This window comes from Anabaenopsis sp. NIES-4685, from assembly GCF_059725405.1.
Map to the genome: position 1 here is coordinate 432,717 of NZ_AP043602.1, position 25,145 is coordinate 457,861.

17 protein-coding genes and 3 pseudogenes are annotated in these 25,145 nt (G+C 41.7%); 9 read left to right on the forward strand and 11 right to left on the reverse strand.

The window, feature by feature from the left end:
- Positions 1-71 precede the first annotated feature (71 nt).
- Positions 72-1,202: a glycosyltransferase gene (locus AC6IZ0_RS02010; RefSeq protein WP_497724870.1), complete on the reverse strand. Its 1,131-nt coding sequence runs from the start codon at positions 1,200-1,202 to the stop codon at positions 72-74.
- 92 nt (positions 1,203-1,294) lie between these two features.
- Positions 1,295-2,463, reverse strand: a pseudogene (locus tag AC6IZ0_RS02015) (glycosyltransferase family 4 protein).
- Between the two features lie 194 nt (positions 2,464-2,657).
- On the opposite strand from AC6IZ0_RS02015, the gene AC6IZ0_RS02020 reads away from it, so the two are divergent.
- On the forward strand, positions 2,658-4,793 hold the full coding sequence (locus tag AC6IZ0_RS02020) for an NHL repeat-containing protein (RefSeq protein WP_497725979.1): 2,136 nt from the start codon (positions 2,658-2,660) through the stop codon (positions 4,791-4,793).
- Positions 4,794-4,858: 65 nt separating this feature from the next.
- On the opposite strand, the gene AC6IZ0_RS02025 is transcribed toward AC6IZ0_RS02020, so the two are convergent.
- The 5 genes from AC6IZ0_RS02025 to AC6IZ0_RS02045 are packed head-to-tail and all read right to left on the reverse strand — an operon-like array spanning position 4,859 to position 11,372.
- Positions 4,859-6,505: a hypothetical protein gene (locus AC6IZ0_RS02025; RefSeq protein ID WP_497724871.1), complete on the reverse strand. Its 1,647-nt coding sequence runs from the start codon at positions 6,503-6,505 to the stop codon at positions 4,859-4,861.
- Between the two features lie 44 nt (positions 6,506-6,549).
- Positions 6,550-7,500 (reverse strand): ABC transporter ATP-binding protein, encoded by a 951-nt coding sequence (locus AC6IZ0_RS02030; protein ID WP_497724873.1) that lies wholly within the window; start codon positions 7,498-7,500, stop codon positions 6,550-6,552.
- Positions 7,501-7,516: 16 nt separating this feature from the next.
- Positions 7,517-7,666: a hypothetical protein gene (locus AC6IZ0_RS02035; protein WP_497724874.1), complete on the reverse strand. Its 150-nt coding sequence runs from the start codon at positions 7,664-7,666 to the stop codon at positions 7,517-7,519.
- Positions 7,651-10,782 carry an efflux RND transporter permease subunit gene (locus tag AC6IZ0_RS02040; protein WP_497724876.1) on the reverse strand — a complete coding sequence of 1,044 codons (3,132 nt, stop codon included), beginning with the start codon at positions 10,780-10,782 and terminating at the stop codon, positions 7,651-7,653. Before AC6IZ0_RS02040 ends, AC6IZ0_RS02035 begins: the two co-directional genes overlap by 16 nt.
- Positions 10,783-10,787: 5 nt before the next feature.
- Positions 10,788-11,372 (reverse strand): permuted SH3 domain-containing protein, encoded by a 585-nt coding sequence (locus AC6IZ0_RS02045; protein WP_497724877.1) that lies wholly within the window; start codon positions 11,370-11,372, stop codon positions 10,788-10,790.
- A 151-nt stretch (positions 11,373-11,523) separates the two neighbouring features.
- On the opposite strand from AC6IZ0_RS02045, the gene rppA reads away from it, so the two are divergent.
- A complete protein-coding gene (gene rppA, locus AC6IZ0_RS02050) occupies positions 11,524-12,231 on the forward strand; it encodes a two-component system response regulator RppA (protein ID WP_497724878.1) in 708 nt (235 codons plus the stop codon).
- Positions 12,228-13,604, forward strand: a complete 1,377-nt coding sequence (gene rppB / locus AC6IZ0_RS02055; RefSeq protein ID WP_497724879.1) for a two-component system sensor histidine kinase RppB — start codon at positions 12,228-12,230, stop codon at positions 13,602-13,604. The genes rppA and rppB overlap by 4 nt, the downstream gene beginning before the upstream one ends.
- Positions 13,605-13,636: 32 nt before the next feature.
- On the opposite strand, the pseudogene AC6IZ0_RS02060 reads toward rppB, so the two are convergent.
- A pseudogene (locus AC6IZ0_RS02060) lies at positions 13,637-14,603 on the reverse strand (SDR family oxidoreductase).
- A 371-nt stretch (positions 14,604-14,974) separates the two neighbouring features.
- Between AC6IZ0_RS02060 and treZ the strand changes: the two are divergent.
- Genes treZ through treY form a run of 3 tightly spaced genes read left to right on the forward strand, consistent with a single transcriptional unit; the run spans position 14,975 to position 19,666 of the window.
- Positions 14,975-16,810: a malto-oligosyltrehalose trehalohydrolase gene (gene treZ, locus AC6IZ0_RS02065; protein ID WP_497724880.1), complete on the forward strand. Its 1,836-nt coding sequence runs from the start codon at positions 14,975-14,977 to the stop codon at positions 16,808-16,810.
- Positions 16,811-16,833: 23 nt separating this feature from the next.
- Positions 16,834-17,121, forward strand: coding sequence for an alpha-amylase family glycosyl hydrolase (locus AC6IZ0_RS02070; protein ID WP_497724882.1), 288 nt, complete (start codon positions 16,834-16,836; stop codon positions 17,119-17,121).
- A 19-nt stretch (positions 17,122-17,140) separates the two neighbouring features.
- Positions 17,141-19,666 carry a malto-oligosyltrehalose synthase gene (gene treY, locus AC6IZ0_RS02075; protein ID WP_497724884.1) on the forward strand — a complete coding sequence of 842 codons (2,526 nt, stop codon included), beginning with the start codon at positions 17,141-17,143 and terminating at the stop codon, positions 19,664-19,666.
- A gap of 27 nt (positions 19,667-19,693) precedes the next feature.
- Here treY and thyX read toward each other — a convergent pair.
- Positions 19,694-20,414, reverse strand: a pseudogene (gene thyX, locus AC6IZ0_RS02080) (FAD-dependent thymidylate synthase).
- A 566-nt stretch (positions 20,415-20,980) separates the two neighbouring features.
- Between thyX and AC6IZ0_RS02085 the strand changes: the two are divergent.
- Together AC6IZ0_RS02085 and AC6IZ0_RS02090 are read left to right on the forward strand one after the other, a co-directional pair.
- Positions 20,981-21,196: a CAB/ELIP/HLIP family chlorophyll-binding protein gene (locus AC6IZ0_RS02085; protein WP_271734349.1), complete on the forward strand. Its 216-nt coding sequence runs from the start codon at positions 20,981-20,983 to the stop codon at positions 21,194-21,196.
- 140 nt (positions 21,197-21,336) lie between these two features.
- Positions 21,337-21,918 carry a thioredoxin family protein gene (locus tag AC6IZ0_RS02090; protein WP_497724886.1) on the forward strand — a complete coding sequence of 194 codons (582 nt, stop codon included), beginning with the start codon at positions 21,337-21,339 and terminating at the stop codon, positions 21,916-21,918.
- 57 nt (positions 21,919-21,975) lie between these two features.
- Here AC6IZ0_RS02090 and AC6IZ0_RS02095 read toward each other — a convergent pair whose 3' ends face one another.
- Together AC6IZ0_RS02095 and ruvC are read right to left on the reverse strand one after the other, a co-directional pair.
- Positions 21,976-22,488 (reverse strand): hypothetical protein, encoded by a 513-nt coding sequence (locus AC6IZ0_RS02095; RefSeq protein WP_271734353.1) that lies wholly within the window; start codon positions 22,486-22,488, stop codon positions 21,976-21,978.
- A 636-nt stretch (positions 22,489-23,124) separates the two neighbouring features.
- Positions 23,125-23,616, reverse strand: coding sequence for a crossover junction endodeoxyribonuclease RuvC (gene ruvC, locus AC6IZ0_RS02100; RefSeq protein WP_497724888.1), 492 nt, complete (start codon positions 23,614-23,616; stop codon positions 23,125-23,127).
- Positions 23,617-23,768: 152 nt separating this feature from the next.
- On the opposite strand from ruvC, the gene AC6IZ0_RS02105 reads away from it, so the two are divergent.
- Complete coding sequence (locus AC6IZ0_RS02105) at positions 23,769-25,139, forward strand: gluconeogenesis factor YvcK family protein (protein WP_497724890.1); 1,371 nt, start codon at positions 23,769-23,771, stop codon at positions 25,137-25,139.
- The last annotated feature ends 6 nt before the right edge of the window (positions 25,140-25,145 follow it).

Here is a 25,145-nt window from a genome sequence, read left to right on the forward strand (position 1 = left end):
GGCGGGCAAGATGCCCACCCCACAAGATGTATGATCTTTATGCTCGATACTACCTCCGGCTGATTTGAATTTCAAGGCCGATTTAAAGACATAGAGAAATTGGATCTGGAAACTACATCTACAGCTAAATTATTGACTTTTATCGTACCATTTAACTGTTCAACTATGTATGTTGATACAACTGTTTCTGAGCATTTATTATGCCACCAATTTAGCGATTTTTGGTGCATTTCTTCCATAAGTTGTGGATTGTGTAATAGTTGTTTTAAGACTTTTGACCATTCGCGCCCATCTTTAATTTGAATTACAGGTGCTCCATCTAAATACCAGCGAGAAGGTAAAGCTTCTGTGACTAGGACACAACCATATTTCATCCCTTCAAATAAGCGCGTTGTTTCAAAAGATGTGCCTCTAGGAACAAGACATATTTTTGTATCCATCATAATTTCACTATAGCTGCGCTCATCTTGGCTAGTTCGATCATGAAAGCCAGCGGTAATCCCTAATTCAACTCTAAAATTTTGGTTTTGGCGTTGGAATTTGATGACGTTTGAGATCATCAGTTTCCGTGCTAAACTTTTGGGAGTTCCTAACCAACGCTTAAAACACCATATCGGATAATTTACGTGGACAACACTACCAGAAAAGTAAGTATCATATAGACGTTCTTGGAGAGGCTTGATAGGTAAATGTTTAGAATTATTATACCCTAGAGGAATATCATAAATTTGAGTTATTTTACCTTTACCTAAGAACCAACTTTTGAAGTTTTGAAATTGATAGTTGACTAAGCCGGGTAAGCAAACAAATAAGATTCTGATAAATTGAATTAATGTCAGTAAGTTGAGCCAAGAAGGCTGAAGTATAGGATTACATCCTAAAATGGGGCGGGTACCTATACACTTAAATACAGCTTTTACTTTATGACAATATTTTGGTATACGATACCATTCGTCTCCGATGATCAAAACAACCACATTCTCACCATAGGAGGGGATTTCATCCATTGCATCCCAGGTGACGTAAAATACTAGACCAGTTAGAGTCGAATTTTCTTCTATGGCTTGAAATACTTTACAAACATAGTCAGCCAAGCTAAATTTAATTGGTGGATTGGTCTGGTATATATCCCAAGGAATTGGTTTTTGACCTTTTTTGATGTAGATGTAGTATTGATTAGCTAGTAAAGTATTCACAACCATGGTGCGCTCTGGGGTGTAGTATGTAAGGATTTCTGGTTACAGTGATTTGAATTAGGGATTTTGCAGCAGCAATTATTATTTTTTTGTTGCTTTTAAGCCAAGATAATTTGACGCACTTGTTGAGCGATTTTTTCCCAATTGAAGTTAGTGACAGCATACTGAAGACAACTCTCACGCGAAGGGGTTGATATTTGTCCTAGTAATATCTCTTCTAATTTTTCAGCAATAGCTGAAGCTGTGTGAGATGTGGTAATTAATTCTGGGGAAAACGGTTGTAAAATTTCTGGCATACCACCCACTGGTGTACACATAACTGGTGTTCCACAGGCTAAAGATTCCACAATTGCTAATCCAAATCCTTCAAAAGATTGGCTAGGTATAACAGTTAGGTTAGCTGCTTGGTAAGCTACAGGTAACTTTTCGTCTGGCAAAAAACCTAAAAATTTGACATGGTTTTCTAAGCCTAAATCTTTAACTTGTTGTGTTAGAGATTCTTGCATATGACCCCGACCTGCGATCGCCAACCAAACATCAGGTATTTTTGGTCTAATAATCGCCATAGCGGCCAATAATTTATCTACACCTGTGCGATGAACTAAACGCCGGGATGTAAATAAAATCGGGCGATTCTCTGGCCAGCCGAGTTGTTGACGAGCTGCAGTTGGCAGTAGCTTAGGTTGGAATTTATTAATATTAACTCCACCGGGGATTACATGGATTTTCTTTAATGGAACTTCATATTGTCTATGTAGAATATTAGCAAATGCTTGACTGAGAACAATAAAGCGATCGCAACGGTTATAAGTTGCTTGTTCTATCAGCCATCGCTTCACAAAAAAACTGAATTTATTACTAACTGTTTCCTCCTGACTTTCAGAAGCCCATGCTCATGAAAGTTAAAAGTTATGGGTACGCCTTTGGGTAAAAGATCCAAAATTGGAAAGCTATATAATGCAAAATGCAGATTAACAGCATCCGGTTGACTAACTCGTGTTGTTTTAAAGTTATTACGAATAGTTCCTAGTCGTTGCAAGATTCCCTGATTTGGATCGGCTAAGTTAGTCAACTTTATGGGTAAATTTAGTTTAGATTCTGGTAGACCAACTCCGCACAGTTCCACTTTGTCTTGATTGGCTGCTAATGTATGAGTTAGTTCATAAATGTACCTTTCTAATCCGCCGGGATTTTGAGGAAACCAACCTGTTCCCAGGGTGAGAATAGATGCAGGTGTTGTTTTAAATTTTTCTTTTTTACTTTCCACCTACTACTTAGCTCCTATGATCTAGATGGATGCTAGTCTTATCTCCTGCTATTATCTAGAAAATCAGTCATTTTCATCCCCTAATCTATAGAGTCTTTAAGTATGTGTTTTTTGCATGAATATTCATTTTTTCATGAGGATTATTTGTTATGAAATAAGGTATTTAATGATTGATATAATATAAATTCTGTATGATGTATCACAGATTTAAACTGGTAAATTTTGTATCTATTATAGCTGTAGTCATAATTTTGACTTCTCTGGTATTTGCCAATCATGAGGTTAATAGCAGAACCCCTCAACGGACATATCAAACTTCTTGGATTGGTAATACCTTTGGTGGTGGAGAAAAATGGGTACAAAATTATATTCAGGCCATGTATGTGGCACCCAATGGTACAGTTTATACTAATAGTCTCTGGGATGAAGCAGGTAGAGAGGCGGGAATATACAAAGATGGTGATGTGATTGGGAGATTGGCGGATCTTCACGGTTGGGGTCGTCTCGGAGGACAGGCTGTGACAGCCAATGATAAATATGTTTATATTGGCATGCGCCAAGATTTTGTGAATAGGAAAGATCAAGACTATCCCCCAGAAGGGACAACTTGGCATTGTGTCAGACGCTACCACTTATCTGGGAAATCCGCACCCTTTGCTCAAGGACGTGGCTGGGATAAAAGTATGTTAATTGTCAGTAACCAAAGTCCAGTTACTGGATTAGCAACTAGGGGAAATGAATTATATGTTAGTGATGCTGCTACTAACCGTCTGCGTGTGTATAATACAGAAACCATGCAGGAAATACGCAGCTTTAGCGTTGGTAGTCCGGGGGGGATAGCTGTTGATAGACAGGGTAACCTCTGGATTATTAAAACCAAACATGGGAGTAATCCCGCTAAAATTGTCCATTATTCCCGGGAAGGAAAGCGGTTACCCCAGGAAATAACCAAGATTGTAGAACCCAGTGCGATCGCAGTTGATCTGCAAAACCGAATTTTGGTAGGAGAAAATGGCCCTCGTCAGCAAGTGCTGATTTACCAAGTTAAAGATCAACCTGTTCTGGTGAGTACCTTCGGTACTCCGGGGGGAGTTTATGCGGGTGTTCCTGGTGAAATCCAAGATTTAAAACTGTACGGTTTGACGGGAGTCGGTACAGATTTTGCAGGTAATATCTATGTAAATAGTAATGGGTTTAACAACTCAGGTACAGATTTACGCAAGTTTTCATCATCAGCAAAGTTATTATGGCAGTTAATGGGATTGATGTTTGTTGATAATGCTGATGCTGACCCCACCAGTGATGGAGTACGCTTATTTACCAAACAAGAAGAATTCTTGATGGATTATAGTCAACCTGCGGGTAAGCAATGGACTTATAAAGCCTACACCTTAAATCCTTTCAAATATCCCCAAGATCCACGGTTACATACCTCCCCAGATGCTACCTGGGTGCGTCGCATTCAAGGTAAACCTTTTGTTTTCCTGACTGATATGTATGAAAGTTTTCTGCAAATTTATCGCTTTAATCCTCAGACGGATGGTAAAATCGCGATTCCGTCGGGAATGTTTGTGGGTACTCGTGGGGGTGGGGGAAAATCAATTCCGGGAAATTGGCCTCCTGATCAGCCACAAGAGGGAGAATGGATTTGGCGCGATCGCAACAATAACGGTAAGTTTGATCGGATTGAATACGACAACACCAAAGATTATCCCTACATTGGCGGATGGTGGGTAGATACTCAAGGGGATGTGTGGAAAACCGTACGAACTAAGGAGGGTATCCGACACTATCCTTTACAGGGACTAGATGACCATGGTAACCCCATCTATACCTACGCATCCATGGAAAAGGAAGCAACCCCGACTATGTTTACCGATTTGCGGCGGATTGAGTATTTACCCGAAACCGATACCATGTATTTATCAGGCTTTACGCTAGATCATCCAGCGGTTGGAGATGATACTAAAGTTGTGGGTTCTGAGATTGTGCGTTTTGATAATTGGAGTCGGGGAAATAGAACACCCCGTTGGCCGATAGTAGTTCCCTACGATAATACCGGTAAACGTGAAGTTTCTACCTCAGCCATGAGTGTAACGGGTGACTATGTTTTTGCTGTGACGGGTAAAACCGCAAAAGTATATATATATAATGCCAGAACCGGGGCGTTTGTGAAAAACTTAACACCCGGTCCAGAAGTTGCATCGGAAAGTGGTTGGATTGATATCCCCTATGGTCTTCGTGCTATGCGACGAAATAATCGTGAGTATCTCCTATTTGTAGAAGAAAATGCCAAAGGTAAAGTGATTATCTATCGCTTCAGACTGTAACTATATCATCTAAATGGGTTTCTGGACATTCTCTAGTCACCCATTTTTTTTGTTTGTGTTAGTCCTTAACTTGATTTTAATAATGCTTTTGTTCCTGACTCCCCTAATGTTTTTAATTGGCGTTTAATTTGCCAGAGTAATAGCCCGAAAATAGCTATATGTCCCATAATTGCGATCGCATTAGTTATGGCAGCAGTTTCTGAGGATATAATTACAACCGGTGCCAACACAGAAAACAATAGTGAACTGTGAGCAGAGTCCCGAAAAAGCATTGCTAACAAAATCGTTGGTACGATCATCACAGCGGCTAAAATCACATTAGTCCATAACAACCGCCGCCCATTTTTCATCAATAACATTAACTGTGCTACCGCTGCATAAATTACTATTAAAGTGAAGACAAAAGTTAAGGCAAGAAGAATATTTAACTTATGCAATACAGGCAGCGATGAGGCTAAAATGAATATACTGCTACCGATGACATAAATTAGAGCGTTGATGGCGATCGCCAATATGTTGGGACTTTTTTCACCCCAAATTAAATCTTTGATTAATTTGTGCTTTCCAGGATAACTATGACTATAAACGTGCTGATATCTCGCCCACTCTTGAATTGTTTGCCGATGGGGTGTTAATGCAGCAATCAGATATAAAAATAGCCAGAAATTGGCAAACATTAAAAGCAATATATCCCCATGGATATATGTCAAGTTTTGCCAATTAGCACATCCTACAGTTATGATGGTAAAAATACTAGTTAATAAATAACTCTGCTGTTTACTTAACATGGTAGTATGGGAGACACTATAGCAACGTCTGATAGATTGCCAGAAAAAGTAAGTGCCAACCAGGGAAATTAATAAACTAAAGCTGATGGTTATGGCAACATTCTCTCCTAGTGCTACACCGAACCAATGGAAATAGGTCAATCTGAAACCACCATAATAAGAGTCAGGAATAAAATATTGCGGCATAATTAGCTGCAATGTGAGTATATTATCTAGTCGAGCATTGTTAATATCTAGAAGGTTATAGAATAGAAAAATAGCTGCAAGTAAACCAGTTCCTAACCAAGTTTGAACCCCACCTAACCAAGAAGCTATTAAACTAAATAGTAATGCACCGCTATAGTAGAAAATGGTAAGTGCCAGGGAAATGCCATAAAAAGTTAGTATCTGATATAAGGATTTTTCAGCATTTAAACCTAACCACAAATGCCAAGGAATTGCGAATAAAATGGCAATATATAAATTGATGGGAACCCCAAGGATTTTACCCACAAGAATACTTTGAGGTGATTGGGGAGCTAGACGTATAAAACCGAGGGTATCTCGCCTGGTTTCCCTGGCTAAATCATCGATGAGTAAATAAACTCCGACCAACACAAGAGCAAAAACGATGATCAGACTCAGAGAGGAGAAAAGATCATCATGCCATGCTCGCCAATCAATAATTACCTTACCATACTGATCAACAGCACATTTAACAATTTGTGATGAAGTCGTCCATTCATATTCACAATAAGCTGGATGGAGATATTCGAGATTTTCGTTTGTTGGTAGTTCAGCTTGGAAGGAACTAAACACCATCAACTGAACCAGAACACTGACAAATAATGCTAATAAAACGTTGCGAGTTTTTAAACGTCCCTTAATTTCTCGTAAGAATTGGGGGTTTAATTCACCTAAACCAGAGATCATATTCCGCATCATGAGCCTACTCCCCGAACAGATATACACAGATAATTATTGACTTGTTAGGATGCTTGTTTGTGCCCTAATTTTAAGAAAATGCTTTCTAAATCTTCTTGTGTACTGTCAAAGTTACTGATAGAACAACCCGATAGAACCAGAGAACGCAATAAATCAGCGCCATCTTTTGGTGTTCCGGTAAAACTGACCTTGAGACTGTTTTCACCGGGGATTTTTTGCCAACTTTGCACCAAGGAATAGTTTTGTAATTCCTGCTCGATTAACTCTAAACTTCCAGGGGTTGATAAGATGATGTGTTGTTGAGAAAATCGTTGGTAGATTTCTTCCAGGGAAGCGGTTTCTACCAAACACCCCAATTCCATAATGCCTATACTAGTGCATAGTTCCGCTAAATCACTGAGAATATGGGAAGTAATTAAAATAGTCATTCCCGCAGCTTGCAAAGCTGTAATGATGTCGCGAAACTGCATCCTAGCAATAGGGTCAAGTCCAGAAACCGGCTCATCTAAAATGAGTAAAATTGGTTCGTGAATAATCGCCCGCGCCAAACCTAAGCGCTGCTTCATCCCCCGGGATAGGGTAGAAATTAGGGCTTGACGTTTATTCTCCAGTTGGATAAGTTCTAAAACTGCGTGTAAGCGTTGGGTACGATATGGTTCCCGCAAATGATACAACCGGGCAAAATAGTCTAAGTAATCCCAGACTGTTAAATCTTCATATAGGGGATAGTTATCGGGTAAGTAGCCAAGACGACGCTTGAGAGTTGAGTTACTCTTGTCAAATTCTAGGGGATGACCATAAAGATAAATTTCCCCCGTGGTTGGTTGTTCAGCAGTGACCAACATCCGGATGAGAGTGGTTTTCCCGGAACCATTGGGGCCAATTAATCCATATACTTCACCCTCTGGGATTTCTAAATCAACATTGTTGACAACAATATGTTGATCAAATTGCTTAGTTAATCCGCAGGTACGAATCGCTAATTCTTTTACCATAGCTGTTTTGGTGCAGTTATGTTTGAGATAGTAACATACCTTTTAGATACAGCTTTGATAAATATTGTGACAAAATTACGATGGACTGCGAAGCAAAGCGATCGCGATAACGTGAAACTAGAATCCCCCGGACTCTAGCCGTGGGGAGTGTCAATAGTTTGACCATGTTTGGTTAATCAAAGCAGGTTTGTGTAGAGGGATAAACTGTTTGCCAAACTTGGCATAGAGAGCCGGAATGACTAATAAAGTCAAAGCGGTAGAAGTAAATAAACCGCCCAAAACCACAATTGCCAAGGGTTGTAGAATTTCATTTCCTGCTCCACCGGCGATCGCCAAAGGCAGCATACCTAGTGCGGAAGTAAACGCGGTCATCAGGATAGCATTAACTCGTTCTAGAGAACCGTTGACAATCACATCTTTGAGGGGCATTCCCTGAGCCAACTTATGGTTATAGTTGTCTACCAACAACAAGCCATTGCGGACAGCAACCCCAAATAGGGTAATGAATCCAATCAAAGAAGCAATGGACATCACACCGCCACTCAAGGCAATAGAGACAATACCACCCACCAAAGCCAAAGGCAGATTGAGCATGATGGCGATGGTCGCGCTGAGGGATTTAACACAGAAGAACATCAACACCGCAATCAAGATCGCTGCCAAGATACTAAATACCAGTAGATTATTAGTAGCCCGTTGCTCCGATTCAAACTGTCCGCCGTACTGGATGAAGTAGCCATTGGGGAGTTTGATTTTCTGTTTAATTTGGGATTGAATATCACTAACAACACTGCCCAAATCACGCTCGGCAACGTTTGCCGAAACAACTATCAGCCGCGATACATCTTCCCGATTCACCACATTTATTCCCATACCGTAGTCTACCGTGGCTACAGCACCCAGTTCGATGGTTTGCCCAGTAGGGGTAATCAGAGGAATAGCGCGAATGGCATCTAAACTATTGCGGGCTTTCTCCGTCAAGGAGACATAAACATCAATGAGTTGCTGATTTTCTGCCACTTGCGAGACTACACGACCATTGAGGGCAGTTTCCACCACCTTCGATAACTGCTCCATACTCAATCCATAATTAGCGGCCGCCGCGCGATCGTAATGGATTTGTACCTGACGAATGGGCAGTTGGGGTTCGAGCTGCAAATCTACAACCCCAGGGATGGGCTGAATCACATCTTGTACTTGTTCGCCAATCTTCCGCAGTTCGATTAAATCAGGGCCAAAGATTTTGACAGCGATCGCACTTCTCACCCCCGACAGCACTTCATCCATGCGGTGAGAAATAAACCCACCAATATTAGATGCCACACCAGGCAGTTTATTGAACTCTTGCCGCAATTGTTTAATGCTGGCTTCCCGGTCTTGGAGAGCGAGATCGCTGAGTTCTACATCTACATGAGCCATACTTACTCCCGCCCCGTCTGCATCCCCTGGAGTGCGTCCCGCCCGTACTTGCACCCACTCATATAAAGGATGATCTTTAAGCGCACTAGACAGAGCCATCCCCGCCCGATTGGTCATATCCAGAGAAACCCCTGGATATAAAACCATAGAATTTACCAATGATTTCTCCTGAAATTCCGGCAGAAACACCCGTCCCAGGGAGGGAATAATCGCAAAAGCGGCAACCAATGCAGCCAGGGCCACACCCAGAATGATTTGAGGGTATCGCAGGGACAGATTTAACAGTGGACGATATAACCGTTCTGCCCCACGGGAAATGAATGTACCTTCAGGCGGTAGGGTTTGGTTTGCCAGCAGAATTGCACACAGGGCAGGGGAAAGGGTCATAGCCACCAAAGTAGAAGCACAGATGGAAAGCAAATACGCCCAACCCATTGGGGCAAAAATGTTGCCTTCAACCCCTGTCAAACTAAAAATTGGTGCAAACACGACGACGATAATCACTGTAGAAAAAATCACGGCTAACCGTACTTCCACAGATGTGTCATAGACCACCTGAAAGGGATGCTTGGGGTTGCCCTGGGCCTGATTGCTTCGCAGACCCCGATAACAGTTTTCCATGTCCACGATTGAGTCATCGACAACTGAGCCAATGGCTACGACTAAACCACCCAAGGTCATAGTGTTAATGCCTAAGCCAAAAGCTTTCATGAACATTAAGCCAATTAACAGTGACAGAGGAATTGCACTCAGAGTAATTACCGCAGTACGCCAATTCATCAGAAATAACAGCATAATCACTGATACAATGATGATGCCTTGCATCAGGGAACTGCTGACATTGACAATGGCAGTATCAATAAAGTTAGATTGCCGGAACGTTTGTTTCACTTGCACATCAGGGGGAAAGGTTGGTTGCAAGGATTGCATTACCGCTTCTACTGCTTTTGTCACCGTGGGAGTATCAACATCAGGCTGTTTGTTAATCATCATCACCACAGCCGGCTGTCCATTAAAACTAGCATCTCCCCGCTTGAGTGCAGCACCGGTTTTTACTTGCGCCACATCTTGAAGCAAAATCGGTTTCCCATCTTGCACCTTGACCACCGATTGCTGCAAGTCTGCAATTGATTTTACCTGGCCAATACCGCGTACCAAAAGTTCTTGACCGCCACCAATGAGAAATCCACCAGGAGCGTTAGAATTTGCACCCCTAACAGCATTGGTAACTTCTGTCAAGGAAACCTTGAGCGATCGCAATTTTGCCGGATCAACTAACACTTGTTCCTGTCGTTCATCCCCACCGTAAACGCTAACTTGGGTGACTCCCGGCACAGACAAAATTTGATTGCTCAGGGTAGTATCCACCAGACGGCGCAAATCCATCAGGGAGGTTTTACCCTGGCCATTCACAGTTAAGGCATACTGTAAAATTGTCCCCAATGGTGATGCTAAGGGTGAAATTGCCGGCGGATGCACCCCTTCAGGTAACTGATTGGTCACCTGTTGGAGTCGTTCGGTCACTGATTGCCGGGCTTGATAAATGTCGGCATCCTGGTCAAACACCACCTGCACCATTGACAGACCGACTTTGGAGGAAGAACGCACCGTAGTTACCCCTGGCAAACCATTCACCGCGCTTTCAATCGGCACGGTAATTTGTGATTCCACTTCCTCTGCAGCTAGTCCAGTCGCTTCGGTGTGAATATCCACCTGGGGAGGCGCAAATTCAGGAAACACGTCTAGTGGCATCTGAGTGACAGTGAACACTCCCCACAGGGTCACTAAAATCGCACAGATAACTATGAACCAACGCTGGGTAATTGAGTTTTTGAGAATCTGATTGACAATGGAGTTCAACATCTCAATTAAACGCCTCCCTTGTTTTTGCGATTCCCAGCAATAACAGCGATCGCACCGCCCACAAGGACGACTCCACCACCGACTCCTGCTAAGATACCCATTGGTAATCCACTGGCCTGCTGTGTAGTATCCTGATTGTCTGCTTCAGCTAGGGTTGTGGGAGTCTCACTGGCTGTTGGAGTCCCAGGGGTATCCGCAGTTTGGGTTTTGCGCGATTCAGCATATAGGGACAAAGCACCTTGAGTAACCAGTTTTTCGCCAACTGACAATCCTGTGGTGACTGCGATTAGTTCGCCTTTGGTCGCACCGGTGGTGACTTCCACAGGCTCATAAAAATTCTCATACTGTACAAAGACTATCTGTTTACCGTTGGCATCAACCAATGCTGTCACCGGAATCATCACGGCAGACCCGCCTTGAGCAGAGGAGGCGATCGCTGTGACCACAATACCTAATAGTTGATCGGTTTGGGGATTGACTTTCACCCGATTAATGCCACCGGTTGCTTGAAATTCATCACCATGTCCGACATGAGCAAACCCAACTGTAGGGACACAAACAATTAAACTGGCTGCCAGAATCGAACTCATTAGGCCAAAGGATTTCATGATCACTCCTCACAAGATAGGGGTTAAACAAAAGTTCTCCATAAGTTTGCCAAAGGCCAGATGAAATTCAGGTGAAATGGCAGATGTTTTTGTAAAATATATGAAGCTCCCTCATAGTTGATTCTCTGGAGCAATGCGAATTTTACTGGTAGAAGATGAAGCGGATTTGGGACTGGCAATCAAGCAAGTCTTAATTAGCGAAAGATATGTAGTGGATTGGTTGACAGATGGCACTCAAGCCTGGCTATGCCTAGAAAGCCAGTGGACAGATTACACAGTTGCGATTGTTGATTGGCTGCTCCCGGAAATGTCGGGATTGGAGTTATGTCGGCAGATGAGACTGCACCAAAATCCCTTACCAGTGCTGATGCTCACTGCTTTGGGACAGCCGGAAAATCGTGTGGCGGGGCTGGATGCGGGAGCTGATGATTATTTGGTCAAACCGTTTTTCATGGAAGAATTGCTGGCGCGGTTGCGGGCGCTACAGAGGCGATCGCCTCAACTACAACCATCCACCCTGACTGTTGCAGGTTTTACTCTGGATACAGCCAACAATGTCCTAGGAGTGAATTTAGATCGGTCTACGCCCCTGCTGATTCCCTTAACTACCAAAGAATTTCAGCTGCTCATGTATTTGATGCAGAACCCCAATCGGATCATTCCCGGTAGCAAATTGCGTCATCAACTTTGGGACATGGAAGAAGAACCTATTAGTAATGTAGTTGCAGCGCAAATGCGCTTATTGCGGCGTAAGTTAGCAAATCATGGCTGTCCCTGTCCTATTGAAACTGTTCCAGGTGCTGGCTATCGCTTTAACTCTCAACTTGATTCTCGGCTATGAATAGCTACTCACTTTTTTGGCGCAGTCGTCTACGGCTAGCCCTTTGGTATGCTGGGGTCATGGGTGTGATTTTGAGTGTTTCTGGGTTGGGGATGTATCGAGCAATGGTACAAACAAACTGGGCAGCAATGGAGCGCGAAATAGAATCAATTGCGGGAACTTTACACGATAGCGTCGAACCACTACTACCCGCTGGGGAAGAACCTACTGCTGTGCTGCAACAAATTTTTCCTGATCTGTGTTTGAGTGGGGAACCTTGTCAGGCTACGCCAACCCTGATTCAACGACACACCATTGGTATCAGCGATCGCACCACATATTATATTCGGCTGTTCAATCATCAAGGGAAACTCCTGGCTTTTTCACCCAATCAACCCCTATCTGTGCCGCCAACTCTCAACCGCAATTCATGGCAAACCTTCCGCACCGCTAAGGGTATTCGCTATCACCAATTCACCACGATTTTACATAGTGCCAATGCTGATTCATCCTGGGGCTATTTGCAAATTGGGCGCACTTTAGAACATTTTGATCAGGAAATCAGGCGAATTCAATCGATTATGGCCATTGGTTTGCCTATTGCTTTGAGCTTGGTTGCTACTTCTAGTTGGTGGCTTTCAGGATTAGCAATGCAGCCGATTTACCACTCCTATCAGCAACACCAACAATTTACCGCCAATGCGGCCCATGAATTGCGATCGCCCCTGGCTAGCCTGTTGGCAACTGTGGAAGCTATTCTGCGCATACCCCAATCAAATCCACAGGATATGCAAATAATGCTTTATACTGTTGAGCGCCAAGGACGACGATTGAGCCATTTGATCGCGGACTTACTCTTGTTAACCAGTCTTGAGCAAAATTCAGATGGAGAGCAATTTTCGGTTCCTTGTTGCTTAAATGATTTGGTGAGCGATTTGACCGAAGAATTTTTAGAGATGGCTACTGCTGGTGATATTCACTTAACCTGCCAAATTCCCACTTACGAGGTTTATACTTTAGGTAACGAATCCCAACTTTACCGTTTAGTGTCAAACTTGATTGCCAATGCCATTCAGTACACACCCACTGGGGGATATGTAACTGTTAGCCTAGTCAAGAGTGATTACACTGCTGTGATTGCGGTGAAAGATACAGGGATTGGCATTGGGCTTGCTGATCAGGAGCGAATTTTTGAGCGCTTTTACCGTGTTGATGGCGATCGCTCTCGTAAAACCGGAGGTACAGGGTTGGGGCTAGCGATTGCTCTGGCGATCGCCCAAAAACATCAGGGGATTCTCAAAGTTGAAAGTCAGGTGGGAAAAGGTAGCATTTTCACGCTAGTATTGAAAATACAACGGCTAGAAACACGTGGCACTGAACTACCTCACGAGTAGTATGGCTAGCGCCACGCTATCGCTATCAGAAACTATGACAGCGGTAAACCAATTTTCTGTGCTGTCTCCCTGGCCATATCCCAGACATCTTGGGATGTGATGCCCCCCGTACCTCGCCAATTGCCACTGATGCCTGTATAATCTCCCATGGGCTGAAATACGTTACCGTCGGTGATGTGGGCTGGTTTGTGATCCTGAAAGTGATCCTGATCAACTTGCTTTGCCATCATCGGTTCATATAGGTCTGGGGCTAAGGTTTTTTGTAATATCTGCAAGTATACAGCTTGACCAACGACAATTTCTCGCTGTGGTTTATTCACTAACTCGACAATGGCATCAGCTACCTGTTTAGCCGGGTATACAGGGGTCATGGCCTTAGTTTGGCGACCGGTGTAATTGGCAGCGTGTTGAAAAATTGGTGTATCTATAGAACCTGGTAGTACTGTGCAAACATGAATGTCTTTGGCATTATCTAAATACAATTCCATGCGCAGAGAGTCGGAAAGACCACGAATCGCATATTTACTGATGGTGTAAGGGCTGGTGTATGGCTGACCGGTTACCCCCACTACTGAGGAAACATTGATCAGGTTACCGCTACCTTGTTCTCGGAAGTACGGTAACACAGCCCGCGCACCGTAAATATAACCAAATAGATTGGTTTCAATTACCTGGCGAAATACTTCCGGGGGTGCTTCTTCAAATCTGGCAAATAAACTAACAGCGGCATTATTTACCCATACATCAATTCTGCCAAAAGATGCGATCGCCCGCTGGGTTAATTCTTGAACTTCCGACTCATTACTAACATCGGTTGGTATGGCTAGAGCCGTTCCACCCAAGTGTTGACATTCTTGGAACTTCTTGCAATGCTGTTTGATTCCGTGCTGCTAAAACTAATGTTCCCCGTTTTTTGGCAAATTCTAGAGCTGTCGCCCGTCCAATACCGGTTGATGCACCTGTAATTACAATGACTGAATTTCTAATCGGTCGTGTCATATTTCTTTCTCCACCAGAAAATGTATGATTTAGCGTTATTGCCTTTAATTACTTAAAAATACTCGTACCAATCCTATAGAAAATATTGACATTTTTATCACAACCTTAAGATAGATATTTCTAATTATGATTATCCCCAGTCCAGGAGTAAGTTGCAGTTCATTAAAGCCTTTTTCAGGCTCATGAAGTACACACCAATTCCCTATTCCCTGTTCCCTGTTCCCTGTTCCCTGTTCCCTCAAACTAAAAAAAATTGTATCTCACGACCATGGGAAATGCTATATAAATCTACCTCTGAATATTTCCAGTGATGGAATAAAAAGCATCATTACCGAGCTAAAGTCAAATTACAATCATTCTCTGGCGGTGTTATGAAAATTGGCACTGATTATTTAGGTGATGGTGTTTGTACATTTACCGTTTGGGGTCCCAATTTAGCAACAGTCTCACTGGAAATTATCTCCCCCCAGCGGCGTTTACTTCCGATGCAGCAGTTAGGGGAATATTGGCAATTTACCGGGAGAGATATTGCTCCAGGAACACAATATTTATATCTATTAAATAATAGTGAGTCTCGACCTGACCCAGCATCACATTTTCAGCCTTTAGATGTACATGGACCTTCCCAAGTGATAAATCATAGTTTTGGTTGGAGTGATCACAGTTGGTCTGGTATTCCATTGGAAACGATGATTATCTATGAGTTGCATGTTGGTACTTTCACCCCGGAGGGAACCTTTAGGGCGATTATTCCCCGACTCCCAGATTTACGAGAATTGGGAATAAATGCTATTGAACTTATGCCTGTAGCCCAATTTCCCGGAGAACGCAATTGGGGTTATGATGGTGTTTATCCCTTTGCAGTCCATAATTCTTATGGTTCCCCTGAGCAGTTAAAACAATTAGTTGATGCTTGTCATCAAGAGGGAATAGCTGTAATTTTAGATGTGGTTTATAACCACTTTGGCCCAGAGGGTAATTATACAAGTCGCTTCGCACCTTATCTCACAGAAACTTATCGCACTCCTTGGGGTAGTGCGATTAATTTTGATCATGCACATAGCTATAATGTCCGGCAATTTTTTATTCAAAATGCCATATATTGGTTAACTGAATTTCATATTGATGCTTTACGCTTAGATGCTATTCACGCTATTTATGATTTGGGTGCAAAACACTTTTTAGCTGAACTGGCTGAAAATGTAGCTGTGCTTTCTGCGCAACAGGGACGGAAACTTTATTTAATTGCTGAAAGTGATTTAAATGACCCGCGTATTATTCGCCCACCTGAGTTGGGTGGTTATGGTATTGATGCTCAATGGAGTGACGACTTTCATCATTCATTATATAGTTTGTTGACAGGCGATCGCACAGGATACTATCAGGATTTTGGTCTGTGTGAACATCTAGTAAAAGCTTACCAAGATACTTTTGTTTATGACTGGCAATATTCCCATTATCGCCAACGTTATCACGGAAATAACACCAGCGATCGCCCTCCATCTCAATTTATAGTTTACAGCCAAAATCATGACCAGATAGGTAACAGAGTTTTAGGTGAAAGATTATCGCAACTGGTAAATTTTGACTCCTTAAAATTAGCTGCTGGTATAGTTTTACTTTCTCCCTATATTCCCCTGTTATTTATGGGTGAAGAATATGGCGAACAATCACCATTTATATACTTTGTTAGTCATTCAGACCCCCATTTAATTCAAGCAGTTAAACAGGGACGTAAACAGGAATTTTCGGGTTTTTCTGCTCAAGGAGAACCACCCCCCCCAGAGTCAACTAACACCTTTAACCTCTGTAAGCTGAATTGGGAAAAACGCCAAGCAGGTCAGCATCAAGTTTTATTATCATTTTACCAAAATTTGATTCAGATACGCCGCGAAAATCTCTCTTTATTACAAAGCAGCAGACAAAATTTAGAAATAGGATTTTATGAAGATAAAAAGCTAATTTTATGGTGTAAATGTCGGGAAAATAACCAGATATTTTGCGCCATGAATTTTCATAATTATCAAGTTAGATTTAACCATAACTTTGCAAGTAATAATTGGGTTAAAGTTTTAGATTCTGCTGCAACTAAATGGTTAGGTAGGGGTTCACAGTTACCGGATAAAGTTAAATTACAGCAGCAATTAACCCTACCTCAGCAAAGTTTTGTAGTTTATCAAAAATCAACACCCACAGACAAAGAATAACCTAAAAAGGAGTTATTTTTGCTATGCGCATACCTACAGCAACTTATCGCATTCAATTCAATTGTACATTTAATTTTAATTCGGCTGAAAAAATTGTCAATTATCTGGATGATTTAGGTATTTCTGACCTATACGCATCACCAATATTTAAAGCCAGAATAGCTAGTACTCACGGCTATGATATAGTTGACCCTAATCAGTTAAACCCAGAGTTAGGAACACCAGCAGATTTTGCGGCTTTAGTTGCAGAACTAAAACAGCATAATATGGGGTGGTTACAAGATATTGTTCCTAACCATATGGCTTTATGATAGCCAAAACCAATATCTGATGAATGTTCTAGAAAATGGTAGTAATTCTGTTTATGCAAACTATTTTGATATTTCTTGGAATTCTCCCATAGTTAATGGATTTGGTGAGAATCAACAACAACTATTAGCACCTTTACTTGGTAACTTTTATGGTGATTCTTTGGAAAATGGGGAAATTAAACTTAAATATGGTCAAAATGGCTTGAGTGTTAATTATTATGATTTGAGCTTCCCACTGAAACTGGAATCTTACGCTACGTTTCTGAATCAAAATATAGCTAAATTATCTGAAGTTTTAGGTAGAAATAATCCTATATTTGTCAGACTTCTAGGTATTCTTTATGTAGTCAAACATATACCTGCTGATGTCACAGCAAAGGAACGACAAGACCAAATTGATTTTGTCAAAGGATTGTTGTGGGAACTTTATACAGATAATAGAGATTTTAAAGGATTTATTGATAATAATATCAATTTTTTTAATGGTCAACCCGGTAACCCAGAAAGCTTTAATCTTTTAGATAGTTTACTCTCTGAACAATTTTTCCGCCTCGCTTTTTGGAAGGTGGGCGCAGAAGAGATTAATTACAGGAGGTTTTTCACTATTAACGAGTTAATTTCTGTTAAAAGTGAAGATTTTCAGGTATTTGAACACACCCACAGTTTAATTACTAACTTGGTGAAGGAAAATCAAATTACCGGTTTACGAGTTGACCATATTGATGGTCTTTATAACCCAACTGAGTATTTGCAGAGATTACAAGCAAAAGTAGGTGATACATACATTATAGTTGAAAAGATTCTGGAAGCGGGAGAAGATTTACCTCACCACTGGTCAATTCAGGGGACTACGGGTTATGATTTCTTAAATTATCTGAATGGTATTTTTTGTCAATCTGTAAGCGCACAAGCTTTAACCAAAACTTACTGTAATATTACGGGGTTTAGAACAGACTATGAGCAACTGACTGTTGATAAGAAGCACTTAATTTTAGAAACAAATTTAGCAGGAGATGTTGATAATTTAACTTATATTTTTAAGAAAATAGCGAGTAAACATCGTTATGGTAATGATTTTACCATTAACGGTTTAAAAAGAGCGATCGCCCAAATCCTCACTTTATTTCCCATTTACCGCACTTATACCCATCAGAGTGAGATTTTAGCTGCAGACCGCCAATATATCACAGCAGTAATTCAACAAGCTAAATCAAATCTACCTCTATTACACCATGAATTAACTTTTATTGAAAAAGTCCTGTTACTGGAATATGAAAATTCTCTCACACCAGAAGACCAAGAGCAATGGCTGTATTTTGTCATGCGACTACAACAGTATACTGGTCCGTTAATGGCTAAAGGCGTTGAAGACACTGCATTATATGTTTATAACCGGTTTATTTCCTTAAACGAAGTCGGTGGAAACCCTGCTAAATTTGGTTTGAGTATTACCGATTTCCACGACTTTAACCAACAGCGCCAAACTCGTTGGCTACACTCGGTGAATACTACCTCTACCCATGATACCAAAAGAGGTGAAGATGTTCGCGCCAGATTAAATGTTTTATCAGAAATTCCCGAAGAATGGCAAAAACAAGTTTATGGATTTTGTGAAATCAACCGTGTTCACAAAACCAGTATAAATAAAACTTTATCCATACCAGATACTAATGACGAATATCAATTATATCAGATGCTCATAGGGGCATTGCCATTTTTTGAACATGAGTATAGCAATTTTAATAAACGCATTCAAGATTATGTACTCAAAGCTGCTAGAGAAGCTAAAGTTTATACAGCATGGCTGCGACCCAATCAAACCTATGAAAATGCTTTAACTAAATTTGTGGCCGAAGTCTTAAAATTATCCCCAGAAAATAAATTTTGGCAGAAATTTTTACCCTTTCAGCAAAAGGTCGCCTACTATGGTATTTTTAACTCTTTATCTCAGACATTAATAAAAATCACCTCCCCAGGAGTTCCAGACTTTTATCAAGGAACTGAACTTTGGGATTTGAGTATGGTAGACCCGGATAATCGTCGTCAAGTTGATTTTGAAATTCGCCAGGATCATCTCAAATTCATTAAACAACAAATCCAGAGGGATATTTTTAAGTTGATAGATGAACTATTAGCCACCAAAGAAGATGGTAGAATAAAGTTATTTCTCACTATCCAAGCCTTAAAAGCCAGAAGGGAAAACATCAGGGTTTTTCAAGAGGGTAGCTATATTCCCTTAGAAACTGGGGGAAATTTTTCAGACCATATCATTGCTTTTGCGAGAATACATGGTGATGCTCAAATAATTACCATTGCACCCCGCTTTCTTACCAGTGTAATTCAACCAGGTGAATATCCTCTTGGTTTATCAGTCTGGGATGACACTTATATTAGTTTACCACCATCCGCGTCTTTGATGTGGCAAGATAGCATTACCGGGGAAAAGCTCAAAGCTGATAAAAGTATCGCAGTTGGGGAAGCACTGCAAAACTTCCCCGTAGCACTTTTAAAAAATTGTAACTCAGATCAAAAAACTTGGCGATAGGTGGATTAAACTATACCTTGACAAAATTCAAGGAGCTAACCGAGCTTTACCTTGACGCTGCTTTTCATACCATTGTGCGATCGCCGGTGTCCATTCTACAAAATGAGGCCACATCAGTTCACACAACTTTTGAATTTCCAATTGAGCATCCTTTTTATATCTCATATCGCAAAAGTGCATGAAGGAGCGTAAATTGAAACTGACCACAAAATGCTGGCGATAATCAAAAGGTACCTTACCTCTAGCGTGTTCCTCAGACATTCCCCCTTCAAAATCGGCTTTATAACGCTTCGCAGCTTCCAGACACCATGCTAAATCCGCTGTGCGTTGTTCGGGAGAGTAGTAATATTTCTTACCGTTTCTATCGGAGTAATAACCAACTGGACGCAGGTAAAAAACCTCTTCAATGTCTTTTTTTCCTTCCACTACATCAATAAACTGGTTACCCGTATACCTAAAAGACTGTACATCGAAAGATACAGATATTCTATGAGTACGAGCCTGCTGCATCACACTATGGGGGAAATAACCACAGTTGAAAACAATTTGGGGATGCTCCAGGTCCATAATGTCCCCTCTCCCCCGCTAATAGTCGCTTAAGAATAATTTCGCCACATTTTGACTCTGTAGGCCAGGAGTCACGCTGATCATACACCAAGCCATCACTATAATCTTGGTGCATGGCAGCGTAAATCACCTGCTGAGGATTTGGTGTTTTGGCAATCACCTCTACTCGAAATCGATCCATTGATAAATTGCAGCCTGTTCGTTAAATGTCTTTGACACTCCCCACGTCTAAAGCCGGGGGATTCTTGAAGAGTCACCAAACTGACCTTCAATGGTGCTGGCAAAAACACCCTACACGCTCATAACAACATCAATGCAAAAGGTATTGCAATTGCGCTTACTTTTTTTTTGCTTTGGTGAGTCCATCGCAATGCCAGTTAGGTACGCTCAACATCCTGCCATTATTCGCCCTTTAACTATTCCAAATCAAGTTGGATATGTCCGTTGCCGGGATTTCTCCGCACTAGGATGAATCATCACGTAGATGGTTATTCTTACTCCCTTTGACTATTATACCACTGTGGCTAAAGCCAGTCAATCGTTCTAATGCGACTAAAGTCCCTATCGACTTATCCCCATGTCTAAAAGCCATTGGCTCAGGTCTCGTTTTCTGGTCAACCCAATTTAACCCACTACGCAACCAAGATCAGGGAGCATCCTCAAAATTAATTCAGTTCAGATAGTTTACAAAAATTAATCTGTTTGTTATAATTATTTACATAAGAAGTAAAAAACAGGAAAAATTATATGCGTAGCAACACAAGCATTGTTGACGACCAAGGTCTAATGAACAACTTTGCCATTGAGCCAAAGGTTTATGTAGATGAGCAAGGCGATCGCACCGGGTTTACTCCCTACGCCGAATTACTCAACGGTCGTTTAGCAATGATTGGTTTTGTCTCTCTTATAGCCTTAGAAGTATTCACAGGACATGGTATCTTCGGCCTTTTGGCAAGCCTGTAAAAATTAATCTTGACTTTAACATATAAAATATTATTAAGACGTTTACTATAAACGTCTTTAATTTTATGGAGAGTTCGATGGTATTTTGACAGTAACGCACCAGCAAGAGCCGTTGTCAGATTAAATTATCAGGGTGAACTATGGTTTTAACTGCTTCCACAATGTTGCCATTAGGCACACAAGCACCAGATTTTCATCTACCAGAAGTGGTATCTGGAAAAACAATTTCCCTAAATACATTTGCTGATAAAAAAGCATTGTTAATCATGTTTATTTGTCAGCATTGCCCATTTGTCAAACATATTAAAACGGAATTAGCCCAGCTAGGAAAAGATTATTTCAACAGTGAGTTAGGTATCCTTGCTATCAGTGCCAATGATGCGGAAAAATACCCAGATGATGGGCCAGAGTCTTTGAAAGCAATGGCCAGAGAACTTGATTTGAAGTTTCCTTTGTGTTACGACCAGACCCAAGAAACTGCAAAAGCTTATACAGCAGCTTGTACACCTGATTTCTTCCTATTTGACTCAGAAGGTAAACTGGCTTATCGGGGACAACTAGATGATAGCCGTCCCAGTAATAATCAACCGGTGACAGGTGCAGATTTACGCAGTGCGATCGCCGCAGTGTTGGCCGGTCAACCCATTACCATAGAACAAAAGCCTAGTATTGGCTGCAATATTAAATGGAGACCCGGTAACGAACCCAGTTATTTTGGGTGATTGCGGTTGGGGATGAAAGCAATTCATCCCCGGTTCCCAGTCCCAAAAAAACCTTGGTTAGTGATGAATTTCCAGATTCAAGATGTAACTTCCCAATTGGACTTTTTCAGCCCATAATTCATATTCCAGATGCAAATACTCTGGTAAATAACTTCCCTTGAGTGAGAGGATTTTCGTAAAATTTCGTAACCGCATGGGGGTATGAGATTGCAAAGACTCTGTAGGTAACCAATAACGGCTCAGTCCATAAACGCCTTGTTCCCAGAAATGACGATAACTAACTTGATCATGACCTTGCATAGTCATAATTACGCGGTAGGGCGAAATCTCCAGCCACAAAATTCGCGGACTTCTGGGGGTTTGAGCTTGCTTGTGATTTCCGTGATAGATGTCTTGTGAACCTAAAGAACTGGCCACTTCACAGGTAATTAGGGGCGGTACTGTCAACAGTAAATGGAATTTATCCGTATCTTTTTGATACAGTGTACCGTCAGTCTCAACCACAGACCGGAGGGGCAGATCAGTGGAAATAAGTGATAAACATACGGGTTTGCGGTGATGGGTGAGCATGGGAGCGATGGGAGCTAAACGCTATTGAATGAGATAAAAATAACACTAATACTTTTAGCTGTGACAATCAGCAAGTAAAGGGTCAAACATCCTCAATACTAACTGAATTTGCTGATTGGGTAAGTGAAATAAGTTAACACAAAAATCCCTAGAAAAATCAAAAAATCTAAAATATTTTAGAAGGAACTACCTCTAGTTGGCTTCCCCTAAACTGGAGGTATAGCAGTAACCACAAGTGTTAGGACATTTCCCTGTTCCCTGTTCGGTGTGTTCCCTGTTCCCTTAAAACCACAATTAGAAGGAACTACCTCTAGTTGGCTTCCCCTAAACTGGAGGTATAGCAGTAACCACAAGTGTTAGGACATTTCCCTGTTCCCTGTTCCCTTAAAACCACAATTATAAGGAACTACCTCTAGTTGGCTTCCCCTAAACTGGAGGTATAGCAGTAACCACAAGTGTTAGGACATTTCCCTGTTCCCTGTTCCCTTAAAACCACAATTAGAAGGAACTACCTCTAGTTGGCTTCCCCTAAACTGGAGGTATAGCAGTAACCACAAGTGTTAGGACATTTCCCTGTTCCCTGTTCCCTGTTCCCTTAAAACCACAATTATGATGTCCTAACGTGTATGCGTAGTGCTATAGTTTATACCAAGCCGTCAAAGCCACAGCCAAAGCATCAGCAGCATCATCTGGTCGGGGGATCTCATCTAAATCCAATTCCCGCGCCACAGCATCTTGCACTTCAGACTTATCGGCATTACCATAACCCGTTAGTGCTTGTTTAATTTGGGCGGGAGTAAATTCCACATAGGTCAGCTGATGCTGTGCTAAAGCTAACAAAAGCACACCTCTAGCCTGTGCCACAAGAATTGTACTCGACATCCGATAGAAAAATAATTTTTCTACCGCTACCAAATCTGGCTGTAATTCCTGAATCACAGTGTGTAAATCGTCAAATAACGTACACAGGCGCTGTCCCATTTCCATTTTAGCAGAGGTCTGGATGACCCCGAAATCTACCATTTTCACCGATGTATCGGTGATTTGAGCCGGATTCTGGGTGCAACTAATTAGCCCGAAGCCCAAAATTGCTAATCCCGGATCTAATCCTAAAATACGTTTTTCCATTAAATTCAAGTTGAAAGTCACACTGGCAAGTTTGACCACTTGCTGCTAATCTAAAATCCTGAATCAAGTTGAAATTTCACATTTGATGTTAAGACCAAGTAGGGTAAGTTTCCTGTTAATCATTTATTTTGTAGCACTGGTCTGAATCAGGTATGTCAATTGGTTTTCTCAATCGGCTTCTTAAAGCCCTGCAAAAGCAGTCTACCTGCTTCACCTCTCACCGTCTCAACCAGTGGTTCAAGTGGTTATCCCCAGGACTAGCTATAAAACGTTGGTTACTTATCAGTCTGGGGGGTGTACTGTTGGCAATTTTGGGGTTAGCAATATCGGTGAAGCTAACCCCAATTTTTTGGGCTATAGAGTTGCTTAGGAGTTTTTTGGCAGTAATTGCTGAGGTTTTACCCCACTATATTAGTGGACCGTTGGTGTTACTGGCTGGTTTACTGTTGCTGCTTTGGGGTCAAACTCGGACTGTAGGCTCAATTACTCAGGTGCTACGACCAGATAGCGAAGAGGAATTAATTGACGTTCTGATGGCACATCGCCGATTATACCGCGGTCCAAAAATTGTCGTGATTGGTGGTGGTACAGGACTTTCTACTTTATTACGGGGATTGAAAACCTATAGCGCCAATATTACCGCTATTGTAACTGTAGCTGATGATGGTGGGTCTTCGGGGCGGTTACGTCAGGAATTTGGTGTTTTACCACCGGGGGATATTCGTAATTGTGTAGCAGCACTGGCAAATGAAGAAAAGTTATTAACAGAATTATTTCAATATCGTTTTAAGGCTGGGGATGGGTTGATAGGCCATAGTTTTGGCAATTTGTTTTTAACTGCTATGAGTGATATTACTGGGGATTTAGAACAGGCGGTAGCAGCAAGTTCTAAGGTGCTAGCCGTACAAGGACAAGTGTTACCGGCTACTCTAAGTGATGTGAGCCTCTGGGCAGAATTAGAGGATGGTCGTCGCATTCAGGGAGAATCTAGTATTCCTGAAGCGGGGGGTAAAATTGTCAAAATTGGCTGTATTCCGCCAAATCCACCGGCTTTGCCCGCAGCGATTAAGTCCATTAAGGAGGCTGACTATATTATTATTGGCCCTGGTAGTTTGTATACTAGTATCATTCCGAATTTACTTATACCAGAAATCGCCGATGCGATCGCCAAATCTACAGCCCCTCGCATCTACATTTGCAATATTATGACTCAACCAGGAGAAACCCAGGGATATACTGTTGGTGACCATATTCAAGCTATTGATGCAGTCTGCGGAAACAGACAACTGTTTGATGCGGTTTTAGTACACAAAAAATCTCCCTCTGCGACATCACTCATCCGTTATGCTCAACAAAATTCCCATCCAGTATTCTTGGATAGAGAAAATGTCACCCTATTAGGGCGGCGAATTGTTCTAGCTAATGTCTTACATGAAGATGAAACAGGTTACGTGCGTCACAATCCCCAGAAACTAGCACGAGTGTTATTACGGTGGTACAGTGGAAATCATCATGGCAAGTGAATTCAA

Coding starts and splice junctions, on each gene's coding strand:
- AC6IZ0_RS02035 (WP_497724874.1), bottom strand. CDS start 7,666: ATGGTCAAACTATTGACACTCCCCACGGCTAGAGTCCGGGGGATTCTA.
- AC6IZ0_RS02040 (WP_497724876.1), bottom strand. CDS start 10,782: ATGTTGAACTCCATTGTCAATCAGATTCTCAAAAACTCAATTACCCAG.
- AC6IZ0_RS02030 (WP_497724873.1), bottom strand. CDS start 7,500: ATGGTAAAAGAATTAGCGATTCGTACCTGCGGATTAACTAAGCAATTT.
- AC6IZ0_RS02045 (WP_497724877.1), bottom strand. CDS start 11,372: ATGAGTTCGATTCTGGCAGCCAGTTTAATTGTTTGTGTCCCTACAGTT.
- treY (WP_497724884.1), top strand. CDS start 17,141: ATGAATGTTCTAGAAAATGGTAGTAATTCTGTTTATGCAAACTATTTT.
- AC6IZ0_RS02025 (WP_497724871.1), bottom strand. CDS start 6,505: ATGATGCGGAATATGATCTCTGGTTTAGGTGAATTAAACCCCCAATTC.
- rppB (WP_497724879.1), top strand. CDS start 12,228: ATGAATAGCTACTCACTTTTTTGGCGCAGTCGTCTACGGCTAGCCCTT.
- AC6IZ0_RS02020 (WP_497725979.1), top strand. CDS start 2,658: ATGTATCACAGATTTAAACTGGTAAATTTTGTATCTATTATAGCTGTA.
- AC6IZ0_RS02090 (WP_497724886.1), top strand. CDS start 21,337: ATGGTTTTAACTGCTTCCACAATGTTGCCATTAGGCACACAAGCACCA.
- AC6IZ0_RS02010 (WP_497724870.1), bottom strand. CDS start 1,202: ATGGTTGTGAATACTTTACTAGCTAATCAATACTACATCTACATCAAA.
- AC6IZ0_RS02095 (WP_271734353.1), bottom strand. CDS start 22,488: ATGCTCACCCATCACCGCAAACCCGTATGTTTATCACTTATTTCCACT.
- AC6IZ0_RS02070 (WP_497724882.1), top strand. CDS start 16,834: ATGCGCATACCTACAGCAACTTATCGCATTCAATTCAATTGTACATTT.
- ruvC (WP_497724888.1), bottom strand. CDS start 23,616: ATGGAAAAACGTATTTTAGGATTAGATCCGGGATTAGCAATTTTGGGC.
- AC6IZ0_RS02105 (WP_497724890.1), top strand. CDS start 23,769: ATGTCAATTGGTTTTCTCAATCGGCTTCTTAAAGCCCTGCAAAAGCAG.
- treZ (WP_497724880.1), top strand. CDS start 14,975: ATGAAAATTGGCACTGATTATTTAGGTGATGGTGTTTGTACATTTACC.
- AC6IZ0_RS02085 (WP_271734349.1), top strand. CDS start 20,981: ATGCGTAGCAACACAAGCATTGTTGACGACCAAGGTCTAATGAACAAC.
- rppA (WP_497724878.1), top strand. CDS start 11,524: ATGCGAATTTTACTGGTAGAAGATGAAGCGGATTTGGGACTGGCAATC.